The organism is Haloarcula litorea, from assembly GCF_029338195.1.
GTDB classification, from domain to species: Archaea; Halobacteriota; Halobacteria; order Halobacteriales; family Haloarculaceae; genus Haloarcula; species Haloarcula litorea.
On sequence record NZ_CP119779.1, the window covers coordinates 1011216 to 1025561 of the forward strand.

The window sequence follows — 14346 nt, forward strand, 5'->3', positions numbered from 1 at the left end:
GACAGCGCGGGGTTTATTCGGGTCCGCCGCCACGCCGGGCATATGTCAGACGCGCCGACGAACCACGCGGCCGCGGACCCCTACGTGACGGCGTTCGAGGCGACGGTCCGGTCGGTCGACGGCCGGGACGTGACGCTCGCGGAGACGTACTTCTACGCCGAGGGCGGCGGCCAGCCGGCCGACCGCGGGACGCTGGGGGGCCACGAGGTGGTCGACGTCCAGAAACGCGACGGCGTGACGGTCCACACCCTCGCCGCGGCCCCCGACTTCGGGGCCGGCGAGACCGTCGCCGGCGACGTGGACGACGCGTTCCGGACCTACAGTATGCGGGCTCACACCGCCAGCCACGTCGTCTACGGGGCCGGCCGGAAGCTGTTCGGCGAGCACGGCTACGGCGGCTTCGACATCGGCGAGGACAGCGTCCGGCTGGACTTCGCGACCGACGCGGACGCCGACGAGGTCAGCCCGCTCAGCGTCCAGCGGCTGGCCAACGAGGCCGTCTGGGACGACCGCGACGTCGAGTGGTACGAGGCCGACGCCGACGAGGCCGAGGCCGACGACGAGATCGTGTTCAACCTCCGGGACGACGCCGACCCGACGGAGACGGTCCGCATCGTCGAGATCGAGGGCTGGGACGTCTCGGCCTGTGGCGGCACCCACGTCGCCCGCACGAGCGAGATCGGCCCGATCAAGGTGCTGGATGTCTCGAACCCCGGCGCGGACCTGGTCCGGGTGGAGTACGCCGTCGGCCCGACCGCCATCCGGCGGCAGGTCGAGGAGACCCGCGCCGCGACGCGTGCGGCCGACGTCCTCGACACGAGCGTCGAGGATCTGCCCGGCCGCGCCCAGAGCCTGCGCTCGGAGAACAAGGAGCTGAAAGACGAGCTGGCCGCCCTGCACGAGGAGCTGCTGGACGCCCGCATCGACAGCCTCGCGGCCGAGCCGGTCGCCCGGGACGGCGGCGAGTGGGTCGTCGGGACCGTCGAGAACGTCGGTCCAAACACCGTCGCGGACCGTCTGGGCGACCGCGAGTTCGACGCCGACGTGGTCGTCCTCGTCGGCCGCGACGGCTCGACGTTCGTCGTCGCCGCCACCGACGGCGAGCGCGACGCCAACGACGTGATCGGCGAGGTGACCGACGAGTTCGGCGGTGGCGGCGGCGGCCAGCCGACGCTCGCACAGGGCGGCGGCCTCGACGCGGCCCCGGCGGCGGTCGTCGACCACCTCCGGTCCGAGTGAGCGCGCCACGACACCCTGTCGAGCTGTCAGGACGAGCGAGACGCGCGGGGCGGCGGCGACCAGAACTTATCGTATCCGGGGTGTGTCACCTTCACGAACTTTCTTGAATTGAGGGTAGGAACGTCCGGGCGAGATGGCCTCATCCGACGAGAACCAAGAGCCGATTCCGACGGACTACGACATCGCACAGTCGACGGACATGGAGCCGATCTGGGAGCTGGTCGAGCCGTGGGGGCTGGGCCTCGACGACCTCCAGTACCACGGCGAGTACACCGCGAAGGTCAAACACCACGCGATCGACCGGCTGCGCGACCAGGCCGACGAGAAGGAGAACAACCTCGTGCTCGTGACGGGGATGACGCCGACGCCCAAGGGCGAGGGCAAGACGGTGACGACGGTGGGGCTGGGACAGACGCTGAACCACCTCGGCGAGGACGCGATGATCGCCATCCGCGAGCCCTCGCTCGGCCCGGTGTTCGGCGTGAAAGGCGGCGCGGCCGGGGGCGGCCGCTCGCAGGTACTCCCGATGGAGGACATCAACCTCCACTTCACGGGCGACCTCCACGCGCTGACCTCGGCGCACAACCTCATCGCGGCGATGCTCGACGCCCGCCTCTCGCAGGGCAACGACCTCGACATCAACGTCAACGACGTCGCCTGGAAGCGCTCGCTGGACATGAACGACCGGGCGCTCCGGGAGACCGTCGTCGGCCTGGGCGGGGAGTCCGGCGGGACCCCCCGCGAGGACGGGTTCAAGCTCACCGCCGCCTCCGAGCTGATGGCCGTCCTCTGTCTCGCCGAGGACCTCGGCGACCTCAAGGAGCGGGTCGCCCGCATCATCGTCGCCTACGACACCGACGGCGAGCCGATCACCGTCGACGACATCGAGGCGACCGGCCCCGCGACGATGCTGCTGCGTGACGCGCTCAAGCCCAACATCGTCCAGACCATCGAGGGCACGCCCGCGTTCGTCCACGGCGGTCCCTTCGCGAACATCGCCCACGGCACCAACTCCCTCATCGCCGACAAGGCCGCGTTCGGCATGGGCGACTACCTCGTCACCGAGGCCGGCTTCGGCTCGGACCTGGGGGCCGAGAAGTTCATGAACATCGTCTGCCGGCTGGGCGACATGACGCCCAACGCCGTCGTGCTGGTCTCGTCCGTGCGGGCGCTGCAGTACCACGGGCTGGACCAGTGGCCGGTCGACTTCGACGAGATCGACGAGTCCGGCGTCGACGCCGTCGAGGCCGGCTTCGAGAACCTCGACAAGCACGTCCGGAACCTCCAGCAGTTCGGCGTCCCGGTCGTCGTCGCGCTCAACCGCTTCCCCGACGACACCGAAGAGGAGGTCCAGGCGGTGCTGGACCACTGCGAGGAGGACCTCGGCGTGCGGGTCGCCGAGTCCGAGGTCTTCGAGAAGGGCAGCGAGGGCGGCGAGGACCTGGGGAACCACGTCATCGACGCCGTCGACGAGAGCGACGAGGACGAGTTCGAGTACCTCTACGACGAGGAGGCCCCGATCAAAGAGAAGATCGAGACCATCGCGACCGAGATCTACGGGGCCGACGGCGTGAAGTTCACCGGGAGCGCCCTGGACGACATCGAGCGGATGACCGACCTCGGCTTCGACGACGTGCCGGTCTGCATGTCAAAGACCTTCCACTCGTTCAGCGACGACGCCTCGAAGAAGGGCGCACCGGAAGGCTGGGAACTGGAGATCAGCGAGGTGTACCCCTCGGCGGGTGCCGGCTTCATCGTCGCGCTGACCGCCGACGCGCTGACGATGCCCGGTCTGCCGGCCCGCCCGGCCGCCGCGGACATGGACATCGACGAGGACGGGGAGATCACCGGCCTGTTCTGAGCGGCGGGCCGACACCGACCGTCGGACGGCCGCGCTCTTCTCTCGCGACGCGGTTCCAGCCCACCGGATAACAGCGTTAACGGTGTGAAGAATCGGCTGACGGAACCGCGTCGAGCTACCGAGCCAGCGGCCGCGGGTCGGTCACCGACGCGACGGCCGTGGGAACACGGCCGGGATCGGCGGCCGTCGCCCCGGGCCGCGTCGTCACTCGGTGGTCGCGATGGCCTCGATCTCGACGGCCGCGCCCTTCGGGACGGCACCCGCCCCGACGGCGCTGCGGGCCGGCGGCTCCTCGTCGAAGAACTCGCTGTAGGCCTCGTTGAACGCCTCGAAGTCGTCGATGTCGTCGAGGAAGACGGTCGTCTTGAGCAGGTCCCCGAGGTCAAGCCCCTCGGATTCGAGGATGGCCTCGACGTTGCGCATACACTGCCGGGTCTGGTCGGCGACGGACTCGTCGTCGAGCAGGTCGCCGTCGGCCGTCAGCGGCAGCTGGCCGGCCGTGATGAGGAGGCTCCCGTTCGTCGTCGCCTGACTGTACGCCCCGACCGCCGCCGGCGCGTCGTCGGTACTGATGGTTCGTTTCACGGTCGCTCGTTCGCCTGGAGCCGGCTTAAATCCCGGTCCGGGGCGGCGCTCGCGCACATCCGATCAGAGAGGAGACACGTCGTGGGACCGCCTACTGGTTGACGACGACGATCGCCGCGATGGCCAGTCCGATGCCGGCGACCTTGTTCAGCGACAGCGGCTCGCCGAACGCGACGGTGCTGATGAGCGCCGCCGTCACGAAGTACATCCCGCCGATGGTCGAGACGACCGCCGTCGGGCCGACCGTGACGCCGATGAACGTGGAGACGACGCCGATCGCGGCCGCGACGCCGGCCACGCAGGCGAACAGGAGCCCCCGGTTCGTCACCGCGAGCGAGGCGTCCGAGACGACGACGAACAGGCCCGTGACGACGGCGGCGGTGGCGTAGGAGACGAACGCCGCCGTCTTCGGGTCCATCGTGTTCGAGGCCACGTCGCCGAAGATGATCCAGAAGCCCCACGCGATCATCGTCCCGAGTCCGAACAGGACCGCGGAGTTGTTCACCGCCGGCCCTCCGGGGGAAGACGGGTGCGTGGCGGTCGTCTCGGTCGTCCCAGCGGTGGCGCTGTGCGAAGGCGGAGCATCGACGCCACCTACGACGCTTCCCCTGTTGAGTGTCACGACATCGGGGGCGAGATTTTTATGCCCGCTCGCGCAAGATCGTGGTAGTGGTTGACGCACCGGACGAGGCGACCGAACCGGCGCTGGAGGAGGTCTTCTACCCGGCGGACCGCATCCCGTTCGTGGAGTGGGAGGCGTTCACCGGGGGGAAGTCGACGGTGTTGCTCGTCGGCGCGGTGACGATCCTCTCGTTTCTGACCGGGCTGTCGAACCTGAGCCAGTCGACGCCGGCCACGGACGGCCCCCTCGCGGTCTTCCTGTCGCTGCCGCCCGGGGTCGTCCAGTTCGGCGGCGTCCTGTTCGCGTTCGTGCTTGGGATCGTCACCGTCGGCCTCCAGCAGCGCAAGGACGTCGCCCTCCGGGCCGCGATCGTGCTGTTGCCCGCGCTCGCGGTGCTGCCGCTGACGACGTTCCAGACCACGGACGTGCCGCTGTTGCTGGGGATCGTCGTCGCCTACCCGCTGCTCGTGCGCAACCGCGCCCAGTTCGACCAGACGGTGGACCTCTCGCCGCTGCAGATCGCGTCGCTGTCGGCCATCGGCGGGGTCGGCCTCTACGGCACCGTCGGCGCGTACGCGCTGCGCACCGAGTTCACCGGCGACCCGCTGACCTGGGGCGACGCCGTCTACTTCGTCATCGTCACCATCGCCACCGTCGGCTACGGCGACTTCACGCCGACGACGCCGCGGGCCCGCTGGTTCGCCCTCTCGATCATCCTGTTCGGGACCGGCGCGTTCACCGTCGCCGTCGGGGCTCTGATCGGGCCGGTCATCGAGTCGCGGATGGCGACCGCATTCGGAATCATGACTGCATCAGACCTCACCCTGTTGGAGGACCACGTCGTCGTCCTCGGCTACGGGGACGTGACCGACTCGCTGCTGGACGAACTGGACGAGGAGACCGAACTCATCGTCGTGACCGACGACGCCGAGGCCGCCTCGACGCTGGACGACGCGGGCCTGAACGTCCTGACGGGGGACCCGACCGACGAGGACGTGCTGGTCGACGCCCGCGTCGGGAGCGCCAGCGGCGTGGTCGTCGGCAGCGACGACGACGCCCGCGACGTCCTGGCCGTCCTCGCGGCCAAGTCGATCGACCCGGACGTCCGCGTCGTCGCCGCCGCCACGGAGGCGAAACACGTCGACAAGTTCCGGTCGGTGGGTGCCGACGAGGTGGTCAACCCCCGCAGCATCGGCGGGACGCTCCTGGGCCGGTCGGTACTGGACGGGACCGCGCCCGACGCGGCGCTGTCGGACCTCGACGACGGGGCGGGCGAGGAGTAGCCCCCCGCGACACTACTATACGTACACGCTACCGTACCACACAGTATGGCCGCCTCCGAGGGCAGCGGCATCGAAGCGCTGGTGGCGAAGCTGCTGGTCCCGGTCGCCGCCGCGTCGGGTGCGATCGTCTTCGTCGGGTTCTTCTTCCGGGACTTCGTCGGCGAGGCGGTGACCGGCCAGGGGTGGGTCGCCATCTCGCTGGTCTTCTTCGGGTCCGGGCTGGGCTACCTGGCGGTGCTGCCCTACCGCGACGAGGCCGACGACGAGCCGACCGCGGGCTACCTCCTGCGCGTCCGGCGGGCGAGCGTGACGTCGACGCTCCGGTCGTTCGCGCGCGGGCAGGACCCGCTGACGATGGGCCTCCCGGTGACGGTGTTCGCCGCGTTCTTCCTGTTGCAGGCGGCGTTGCCGGCGCGGACCTCGGCCGCCGTCACCGCCGTCTCGGGGACCATCCTGCGGGTCGGCGGGCCGCTGTTCCTGGCCGCGATGCTGCTTGCGGTGTGTTACTGCGCCGTCCTGCTGTTCGGTCCCTGGGGCGAGATCAAGCTGGGCGGGCCGGAGACGGAACCCAGCTACACCTACCCGACGTACTTCACGCTCGTGTTCACCGCGGGCATCGCGGCGGGACTGGTGTTCTGGGGACCGGCCGAGGCGCTGTTTCACTACCGGACGCCGCCGCCGTACTTCGGTGCCACGCCCCAGTCCGCCGCGGCCGCCGGCGACGCGCTCGTCTACTCGCTGTTCCACTGGGGGATCTCCGCCTGGAGCGCCTACGCCGTCATCGGCGTCCCCATCGCGTACTTCGTCTACCGGCGGGGAGCGCCGCTCCGGGTGTCGACGCTGCTGACGCCGTTTCTCGGCGTCGACGGCCTCGATTCGGTCTGGGGACGGCTGGTCGACACGCTGGCGGTGTTCGCCACCATCGGCGGCATCGCCACCTCCGTCGCGCTCGTCAGCGAGCAGTTCCTCGCCGGCGTCGCGTTCAAGTGGAACGTGGCGGTCGGTACCGCCGGGCCGCTGGTGTTCGTCGGCGGCCTGACGCTCATCTTCGTCCTCTCGGCCGCGACGGGCATCCACCGCGGGATCCGCCGCATCGCCGGCCTGAACGTCGTCCTGTTCGGCCTGTTCGCGCTCCTGCTGGCCGTCCTCGGGCCGCGCTCGTACGTCCTCGACCGGGGGGCGACGGCGCTGGGCCGGTACGTCGTCCACTTCGTCCCGCTGAGCCTCCACACCGGCGGCGAGTGGGTCGCCCAGTGGACGGTGTGGAACTGGTCGTGGTGGTTCTCGTGGGCCCCCTTCGCCGGGCTGTTCGTCGCCGCGCTCTCCCGCGGTCGGCGGGTCCGGACCGTCGTGTTCACCACCGTCGTCGCCACGTCGGCGGCGACGATGGTCTGGTTCCTCCTGCTGGGCGGGACCACCCTGTCCGTCCAGCGCAGCGGGGCGGCCGACGTGCTCGCGGCCGTCGCTCAGCGGGGCGGGTCGGAGGCCGTCGCCGGCTTCCCGCTGCTCGCGGCGCTCCCGCTGAGCGAGCTGCTGGTCTTTCTCTTCCTCGCGCTCATCGTCGTCTTCATGACCACGTCGGCCGACACCTCGACGCTCGTCGTCGCCATCCTCGCGACCCGGCGGGGCTTGGCCCCCTCGACCGGCAGTATCGTCTTCTGGGGCGCGTTCCAGGGTGCGGTCGCCGTCGCCGTGTTGCTGGTCGGCGGCGCGGAGACGTTGCAGGCGCTTGCGGTCCTGACCGGCGGCCCCTTCGCCGTCATCTCCCTCGTGGGCATCGCGGGTCTGACCCGCTCGTGGTACCGGAACGAGCGGGGCCACACGTCGATCGTCAGGCGCGTCGCCGACCGGCTGCCGACGGTGCAGGCCCACCACGACGTCGACCCGCCCGAGGAGGACTAAGCACCGGCGACGCTCGTACAGAAGTTCTCGACGATGCACATTCCGGCGTCGGTGAGGATGCTCTCGGGGTGGAACTGGACGCCGAAGTGGGGCCGGTCCCGGTGGCGGACCCCCATCACCACGCTCCGGTCGTCGGTGGTGTGGGCCGTCTCGACGAGCGCGTCGGGGAGGTCGTCGCGCTCGACGGCCAGCGAGTGGTAGCGGCCGACCTCGAAGGGGTCGTCGACGCCCTCGTACAGGGGGGTCCCCTCGTGGCGCACCTCCGAGGGCTTCCCGTGGACGACCTCCGGCGCGTGGCCGACGGCCGAGCCGTTGGCCGCACAGAGCGCCTGGTGGCCGAGGCAGACCCCCAGCGCCGGGTAGTCGGTCTCGGCGAAGACGTCGACCGAGACGCCGGCGTCCTCGGGAGTGCCCGGCCCCGGGGAGACGACGATGCCGTCGGGGTCCAGCTCGCGGATGCCCGCGACGTCGACGGCGTCGTTGCGCCGGACCGCGACCTCGTCGACGGTGCCGACGTACTGGACGAGGTTGTAGGCGAAGGAGTCGTAGTTGTCGACGATGAGGATCATCGGGCACCCCCCGTCTGTTCGGCCCGTTCGACGGCGAACGAGCCCTGCTCGCCCAGCGCCTCGTCGACGGCGGTCACGAGCGCCCGCGCCTTGTCCAGCGTCTCCTGGTACTCGCGTTCGGGGACGGAGTCGTGGACGACGCCGCCGCCGACCCGCAGGCGGTACTCGCCCTCGTGGTGGACCAGCGTCCGGATGGTGATGTTCAGCGTCGCCCGGTCGTCGAAGCCGAAGACGCCGATCGAGCCGGTGTAGGGGCCCCGGCGGGTCGCCTCGAGTTCGTCGATGATCTCCATCGTCCGGGGCTTCGGGCAGCCGGTGATGGTGCCGCCGGGGAAGACCGCCGCGACGGCGTCGGCGATGCTGGCGTCGTCCCGGCGCTGCCCCTCGACCAGCGAGACCAGGTGCATCACCTCCGAGTAGCGGTCGACGCGGCGGTACTCGGCGACGTCGACGGTGCCGTACTCGCTGACCTTCCCGAGGTCGTTGCGTTCGAGGTCGACAAGCATCGCGTGTTCGGCCCGCTCTTTCTCGTCGGTGGTCAGGTCGGCCTCCAGGTCGGCGTCCGCCTCGGGCGTGTCCCCGCGCGGTCGAGTGCCGGCGATGGGTTCGGTGAGCAGGCGGTCGCCGTCGACGTCCAGCAGGAGCTCGGGGCTGGCGCTGACGAGGTCGACGCCGGGGAACTCCACGAGCGCGGAGTAGGGCGCGGGGTTGACCCGCCGGACCGCGGCGAAGGTGTCGACGGGGTTGACCGACGCGGGCGCGACCAGCCGGTGGGAGATGTTCGTCTGGAAGGTGTCGCCGTCGCGGACGTACTGTTTGACCGCCTCGACGCGGTCGGCGTAGGCCGCCTCGCCGCACTCGCTCTCGAAGGTGGCCTGTCGGTTCGCGGTCGGCTGCGCCCGGACGCCGCGGTCGCCGTGTAGCGCCCGCTCGGCGAGGTCGGTCGCCCGTTCGAGCCCCGCCTCGTAGGCCGCCTCGGGGTCGTCGCCGACGACCGGACAGGCCGTGACGCGGAGGGTCGTCTCGCCCTCGCGGGGTTCTTCCCAGGCGGCGACGCGGTCGAACACGCCCAGCTGGAGCCGGGGCAGGCCGTCCGAGCGGGTCGTCTCCGGAATCGCCTCCAGCTCCCGGGCGACGTCGTAGGAGAGCCAGCCGAACGCGCCACAGGGGTAGGGCACCTCGCAGTCGCCGCGGACGAGCAGTTCGCGGTCGAGCAGGCCGTCGATGGCCGCGATGCTCGGGCTGCCCTCGTCTCGGGGGGTCGCTTCCGGCCCCACCCGGACGCGCTCGACCGGGTCGACGGCGAAGTAGCCCCAGCCGGACTGCCCGCCCGTCGTCTCCAGGTAGACCCCGTCGCCGTCCCCGTCGCGGGCGCGGCGGTAGGCCTCGAACGGGTCCGCGACGGTGACCCGTACCTCGACCGGGACGCGGGCACCCGGGGGTGCCGACCGCGCAGTCTCGACGAACGATCCTCGCTCGGTGACGACCGCTTGCTCCTTCATTCGTAGACGTACCTCCACGGGGGCCGAGCGGTCCCCGCGACTATTGTGTAATCAGACCACTGAGGGCGGTAAAAAGCTTGCGTACCTTTGGCATACACCGCCGGACGGTGTGGATGTTCACACGAAACGTCGGGCGAGCGAGACGAACACCGACCGGGGTTTCAAGGGGTGGGATATTCCGTATCGGGAGCTATGTCGTCCGCCGGCGACGTGGGGACAGACCCGCCAGTGGTGGCAGGTCGCGAGCCTCGGCGCTGGGCGGCCACGCCGCGGTCTCGCTCGCGACACGACACCACCGGGACGGCGACAACGCAAACGATGACCCGGATAATCGACGGCAACGAGATCGCGGACGAGATCAGAGCGGACGTGAAGGCGTCGGTCGAGACGCTGACGGACGCGGGGGTACAGCCCGGGCTCGCGACGGTGCTGATGAGCGAGGACGGCGCGAGCGAGACGTACGTCTCGATGAAACAGGAGGCCTGCGAGGAGCTTGGCATCGCGGGCCACCACCACGAGATCGGCCCGGACGAACCGGCCGACGCGCTGTTCGACCGGATCGACGAACTGAACGCCGACCCGTCCGTCCACGGCATCCTCGTCCAGATGCCGGTGCCCAGTCACGTCGACAAGGCGACCGTCCTCGAACGGATCGACCCGGAGAAGGACGTCGACGGCTTCCACCCGGAGAACGTCGGCCGCCTCGTCGCCGGGAACGCCCGCTACAAGCCCTGTACGCCCCACGGCGTCCAGAAGATCCTCGCCGCCGAGGGGATCGACACGGAGGGGAAAGACGCCGTCGTCGTCGGCCGGTCGGACATCGTCGGCAAGCCGATGGCGAACCTCCTCATCCAGTACGGCGACGGCGGCAACGCGACGACGACGGTGTGTCACTCCCGGACCGAGGACCTGGCCGAGAAGACCCGCCAGGCGGACATCCTCGTGGCCGCCGCCGGCGTCCCCGAGATGATCGACGGCGAGATGGTCAAGGAGGGCGCGACCGTGATCGACGTGGGCGTCAACCGGGTGGACGCGGACACCGAGAAGGGGTACGAACTCGTCGGCGACGTCGAGTTCGACAGCGCCAAGGAGAAGGCCAGTGCCATCACGCCGGTGCCGGGCGGCGTCGGCCCGCTCACCATCGCGATGCTGATGTACAACACCGTCAAGGCGGCGAGCGTCCAGTCCGGCGTCGCCGTCGACCTGCCCTGAGACGGAGCGTCGTGGCGATTTCCCGGGACGCGCCGATCCCGCGCTCCGGAACTGATCCACGATGACCCGTCTGAGCGGTCAGGACACCTCGACCTCGCCGCACTCGGGACAGAGGACGGCCGCCTCGTCCGACGGGCCGGGCGACTCCTCGACGACGTCGTGCCCCTCCGCACACTCCTGGTGCAGGAAGACGGCGTGGTCGGCGTGGCCGTCGAGGACGATGTGGCCGGTCTCGCCGTCGAAGACTAAGCCGTGACAGAAGTAGCACTCTCCGCTCATAGGGGCGAGACGGCGGCGCGCGTCAAAATAGTTCGTGTCGAGAGAGCGATACCAGATCGCCGGACCGTCGGTCGCGTCGGGGTTCGGCGGCCGAACTAAGACCGTCGGCCCGGTAGGGTCGGTATGGAGTACAACTACACCGGGGACGCACACCGGCGACTGTTCGAGTCCTACGCGGCCGACGAGGAGCCGTTCCCGACCCAGTCACCGATGGAGTTCCCCCACCGGGAACACGGTCGCGAGGAGGTCGACATCCTGCGACGGGTGTTCTTCCCGACCTGCTGGAACGCCGCCGCGCTGGTCCGGGACGAACTCGCGGTGCTGGACCGGCTCGACGATCTCGGCGGCCTGTTCTACGCCGGGATCCGACCCTACGCCGACGGGGACCCCTCGGAGACGGTCGCGACCATCCTCGACCAGTTGCCGGAGATCCGGGCGACGCTGAAGCGGGACGTGGAGGCGGCCTACAAGGGCGACCCCGCCGCCAAGACCTACCTGGAGATCGTCCGCTCGTACCCCGGCTTCCTGGCGATCCTGGTCCAGCGCGTGGCCCACGCGCTCTACGAGGCCGACGCGGGCGAGTACGCCCGCGAGCTGACCGAGTACGCCAAGACACAGACCGGCATCGACATCCACCCCGGGGCGGAGATCGGCGACTACTTCTTCGTCGACCACGGCACCGGCGTCGTCATCGGCGAGACGGCGACGGTCGGCGACTGGGTCCGCATCTACCAGGACGTGACGCTGGGGGCGCTGCACTTCGAGGAGGACGAGGGCGACGAGCACGCGCTCAAGAAGGGGTACAAGCGCCACCCCGACATCGGCGACCACGTCGTCATCGGGGCCGGGACGAAGGTGCTGGGTGCCATCACCGTCGGCGACCACGTCAGCATCGGGGCCAACTCCTGGGTCACGGAGGACGTCCCGGACGACACGCAGGTGTACGTCAGCGAGCACCCGACACAGGAACGGAAGCGCAACGACCGGTAGTCAGTCGGACGGGAACCCCTGGACCCAGTCGCAGGCGGGACAGATGCCGGCACCGGCCCGCTCGTCCAGTTCCGTGCCACACGTCGGGCAGTCCGTCGGTCGGGCGACGCTCGATCCGGGGCCACCGGTCGCGGGACGTGAGAAGCGTACCATCGTGTGACCGAGAACGGCCACGCTCCGGTTAAAACGTCACGCCGATCTGTCCGCGGTATTAAACGGGGGTCGGGAGACGCCCGTCGGGAGCCGCCGCCGTCGCCGACCCCGATTCGGCGGCCCGACTTAAACCCGCTCAGCAGTCCCGACGTGACTTTATCCGACAGTCCTGCATCGGTCCACCCGGACCCGCGTCCCAGTGAGCGGGTGACCGCGTTCCGGACCGATCGCACGCGTACGATCGCACCGACGAACCGGGAGAGCGGTCACCCGGTGTCGTAGTCCATAACGGGTCCCACCTGGCATTCCGTGGTGTCGTGCCCCACCACGCACCACTTCGTGTGCCGCCCGTCGTCGATCGGCGAGCGACAGCGCCGTCCGATCCGAGGGCCGCGTGAGCGTCCCCGATCCGGCACGAGGCCCGTCCCGGCACCGGAACACAACTGGTTCGCGCTCCGACAGACTGTGCCAGCGTCGCTGGCCGTGAGCAACCACTAAACCCCGCGCTCCCGACGTACGGAGCAGGCACGCGGTAGGCTCCGGTTTCCGCCGCCGACGCCGGGCGAGGCGGGAGTAAGCCCCCTGTTCGCCGGCCGGCGAGGCCGCTCTCACCCGATGATTTAAGCCGGTGACACACCGTTTGTTTAAGACACGGTAGCAAATGACATCCATCATCGCAGCGGACGGAACGACGATACGGATCTCGGGGACGGGGCCGCCGTCGGACCTCCTCGCCGTCGCCAGGGAGTCGGACGTGCGGGCCGTCGCGGTCGGATCGACCGGGGTGCCGGCGCTCGAACCACTCGTGACGGTGACAAACGGCGGCGAGACCGCCGTCCACACCGACTGCTCGACCGCCGAGCTCGACACCGTCGTCGCGAGCGTCTCCGGCGGGTCGGACATCCGGGCGGCGGAGCCGGACGCCGTCGTCGAACACGACCCCGGGACGGCGACGCTCCCGCCCGTCGACCTCCCGGGTCTCGACGTCGGCCGCCGGCGCGTCCTCGGGGCCGCCGGCTGGCGTCGGCCGACCGACGCCGCCGACCACGAGGCCGCCGGCGGGTTCGACGCGCCGGAGACGACGGCGGTGCTGGACGCCGGGGCGGACCTCCGGGGCCGCGGCTGGGGGGACCTCTGCCAGGACGAGCCGCTCGCGCCGACCTGGGAGACCACCCGCGACGCCGACGGCGACCCCACAGTCGTCGTGAACGCCCACGGCAACCCCACCGACGCGCTCCTCCTGGCCAGCGCCCCCTTCGACGTACTGGAGGGCGCGACCGCCGCCGCCGAGGCCGTCGGGGCCGACGGCGTCATCGTCTACGCCTCGACCGCCGACGAACGGGCCGTCGAGACCGTCCGGGCGGCCGCCGCGAACTACCCGGACCCGCCGGTCGCGATCGACGTCGTCACCGGCCCCGCCGAGCACCGCGCCGCCGAGCCGACGATGGCCCTGGAGGCCATCGAGGGCAACCACCGGCTCGAAGCGCGCATCCGACCGCCCGGGCCCGAGTCCGTCGGCCTCCACGGCCAGCCCACGCTCGTCCACACGCCCCGGACGCTCGCCAACCTCGCGGTCGCGCTCCGCGAGGGCGAGGCGGACACCCGGACGGTGACCGTCGAGGGCGACGTGGCCGCGCCGGCGACGGTCGAACTGGCGGCGTCGGACACGCTGTCGACCGCGGTCGACGCCGTCGACGTCGACGGCGAGTTCAAGGCCGCCTGCGTCGGCGGCCGCTTCGGCGGACTGACCGCCGACCTCGATGTCGCGGTCGGCCCGGCGGCGCTCTCGGCGGCCGACCTGGGCACCGAGGGGGTCGTCCAGGTGCTGGCCGACGACCGCTGTGTCCTGGAGTTCGTCGGCCAGCGCACGCAGTTCGCCGCCGACGAGAACTGCGGCCGGTGTGTCCCCTGCCGCGAGGGGACCACCCAGCTCGCCGAGCTGTTGCGGGACATCTACGACGGCACGTACGCCCCCGCGGACATCCGGGAGCTGGTCCGGGTGATGGACGGGTCGAGCATCTGCGCGTTCGGCGTCGAGGCCGGCCGCCCCGCCCGGACCGCCGTCGCGGAGTTCGAAGCGGAGCTACAGGCCCACGCGGACGGGGACTGTCCGACCGACAGCTGCCCCCAGCCAGCAGAGGTGACATGA

General features: G+C 70.7%; 13 protein-coding genes. 7 read left to right on the top strand and 6 right to left on the bottom strand.

All coding sequences use genetic code 11. The features are described 5' to 3' along the window. Positions 1-42 precede the first annotated feature (42 nt). Positions 43-1239 carry an alanyl-tRNA editing protein gene (locus P0592_RS05330; RefSeq protein WP_276273239.1) on the top strand — a complete coding sequence of 399 codons (1197 nt, stop codon included), beginning with the start codon at positions 43-45 and terminating at the stop codon, positions 1237-1239. 133 nt (positions 1240-1372) lie between these two features. Next, on the top strand, positions 1373-3100 hold the full coding sequence (locus P0592_RS05335) for a formate--tetrahydrofolate ligase (RefSeq protein WP_276273240.1): 1728 nt from the start codon (positions 1373-1375) through the stop codon (positions 3098-3100). Between the two features lie 204 nt (positions 3101-3304). On the opposite strand, the gene P0592_RS05340 is transcribed toward P0592_RS05335, so the two are convergent. Both P0592_RS05340 and P0592_RS05345 read right to left on the bottom strand, forming a co-directional pair. Further along, complete coding sequence (locus P0592_RS05340) at positions 3305-3685, bottom strand: Rid family detoxifying hydrolase (protein WP_276273241.1); 381 nt, start codon at positions 3683-3685, stop codon at positions 3305-3307. A 91-nt stretch (positions 3686-3776) separates the two neighbouring features. Further along, complete coding sequence (locus tag P0592_RS05345; RefSeq protein ID WP_276273242.1) at positions 3777-4190, bottom strand: EamA family transporter; 414 nt, start codon at positions 4188-4190, stop codon at positions 3777-3779. Positions 4191-4354: 164 nt separating this feature from the next. Here P0592_RS05345 and P0592_RS05350 point away from each other — a divergent pair, with 164 nt between their 5' ends. After that, positions 4355-5590 (top strand): NAD-binding protein, encoded by a 1236-nt coding sequence (locus tag P0592_RS05350; protein ID WP_276273243.1) that lies wholly within the window; start codon positions 4355-4357, stop codon positions 5588-5590. A gap of 45 nt (positions 5591-5635) precedes the next feature. Further along, a complete protein-coding gene (locus tag P0592_RS05355; RefSeq protein WP_276273244.1) occupies positions 5636-7492 on the top strand; it encodes a BCCT family transporter in 1857 nt (618 codons plus the stop codon). On the opposite strand, the gene P0592_RS05360 is transcribed toward P0592_RS05355, so the two are convergent. Further along, the gene (locus P0592_RS05360; RefSeq protein WP_276273245.1) at positions 7489-8061 is read right to left on the bottom strand and encodes an anthranilate synthase component II; all 573 of its coding nucleotides are present in this window, start codon (positions 8059-8061) and stop codon (positions 7489-7491) included. The genes P0592_RS05355 and P0592_RS05360 overlap by 4 nt on opposite strands. Continuing rightward, entirely contained in the window at positions 8058-9563 is a 1506-nt protein-coding gene (locus P0592_RS05365; protein WP_276273246.1) for an anthranilate synthase component I family protein, read from the bottom strand. Before P0592_RS05365 ends, P0592_RS05360 begins: the two co-directional genes overlap by 4 nt. 318 nt (positions 9564-9881) lie before the next feature. On the opposite strand from P0592_RS05365, the gene P0592_RS05370 reads away from it, so the two are divergent. Beyond that, positions 9882-10775 carry a bifunctional methylenetetrahydrofolate dehydrogenase/methenyltetrahydrofolate cyclohydrolase gene (locus P0592_RS05370; RefSeq protein WP_276273247.1) on the top strand — a complete coding sequence of 298 codons (894 nt, stop codon included), beginning with the start codon at positions 9882-9884 and terminating at the stop codon, positions 10773-10775. 78 nt (positions 10776-10853) lie between these two features. Here P0592_RS05370 and P0592_RS05375 read toward each other — a convergent pair whose 3' ends face one another. Further along, a complete protein-coding gene (locus P0592_RS05375) occupies positions 10854-11054 on the bottom strand; it encodes a hypothetical protein (RefSeq protein ID WP_276273248.1) in 201 nt (66 codons plus the stop codon). A gap of 123 nt (positions 11055-11177) precedes the next feature. Here P0592_RS05375 and epsC point away from each other — a divergent pair, with 123 nt between their 5' ends. Then, on the top strand, positions 11178-12044 hold the full coding sequence (gene epsC / locus P0592_RS05380; RefSeq protein ID WP_276273249.1) for a serine O-acetyltransferase EpsC: 867 nt from the start codon (positions 11178-11180) through the stop codon (positions 12042-12044). On the opposite strand, the gene P0592_RS05385 is transcribed toward epsC, so the two are convergent. Further along, positions 12045-12197 (bottom strand): hypothetical protein, encoded by a 153-nt coding sequence (locus P0592_RS05385; RefSeq protein WP_276273250.1) that lies wholly within the window; start codon positions 12195-12197, stop codon positions 12045-12047. Between the two features lie 661 nt (positions 12198-12858). On the opposite strand from P0592_RS05385, the gene P0592_RS05390 reads away from it, so the two are divergent. Continuing rightward, on the top strand, positions 12859-14346 hold the full coding sequence (locus P0592_RS05390; RefSeq protein ID WP_276273251.1) for an NADH-ubiquinone oxidoreductase-F iron-sulfur binding region domain-containing protein: 1488 nt from the start codon (positions 12859-12861) through the stop codon (positions 14344-14346).

Bases quoted from the DNA above. Each gene is read 5' to 3' on its own strand.
- P0592_RS05330 (WP_276273239.1), top strand. From the start codon at position 43: ATGTCAGACGCGCCGACGAACCACGCGGCCGCGGACCCCTACGTGACG.
- P0592_RS05335 (WP_276273240.1), top strand. From the start codon at position 1,373: ATGGCCTCATCCGACGAGAACCAAGAGCCGATTCCGACGGACTACGAC.
- P0592_RS05355 (WP_276273244.1), top strand. From the start codon at position 5,636: ATGGCCGCCTCCGAGGGCAGCGGCATCGAAGCGCTGGTGGCGAAGCTG.
- P0592_RS05360 (WP_276273245.1), bottom strand. From the start codon at position 8,061: ATGATCCTCATCGTCGACAACTACGACTCCTTCGCCTACAACCTCGTC.
- P0592_RS05365 (WP_276273246.1), bottom strand. From the start codon at position 9,563: ATGAAGGAGCAAGCGGTCGTCACCGAGCGAGGATCGTTCGTCGAGACT.
- P0592_RS05370 (WP_276273247.1), top strand. From the start codon at position 9,882: ATGACCCGGATAATCGACGGCAACGAGATCGCGGACGAGATCAGAGCG.
- P0592_RS05375 (WP_276273248.1), bottom strand. From the start codon at position 11,054: ATGAGCGGAGAGTGCTACTTCTGTCACGGCTTAGTCTTCGACGGCGAG.
- epsC (WP_276273249.1), top strand. From the start codon at position 11,178: ATGGAGTACAACTACACCGGGGACGCACACCGGCGACTGTTCGAGTCC.
- P0592_RS05385 (WP_276273250.1), bottom strand. From the start codon at position 12,197: ATGGTACGCTTCTCACGTCCCGCGACCGGTGGCCCCGGATCGAGCGTC.
- P0592_RS05390 (WP_276273251.1), top strand. From the start codon at position 12,859: ATGACATCCATCATCGCAGCGGACGGAACGACGATACGGATCTCGGGG.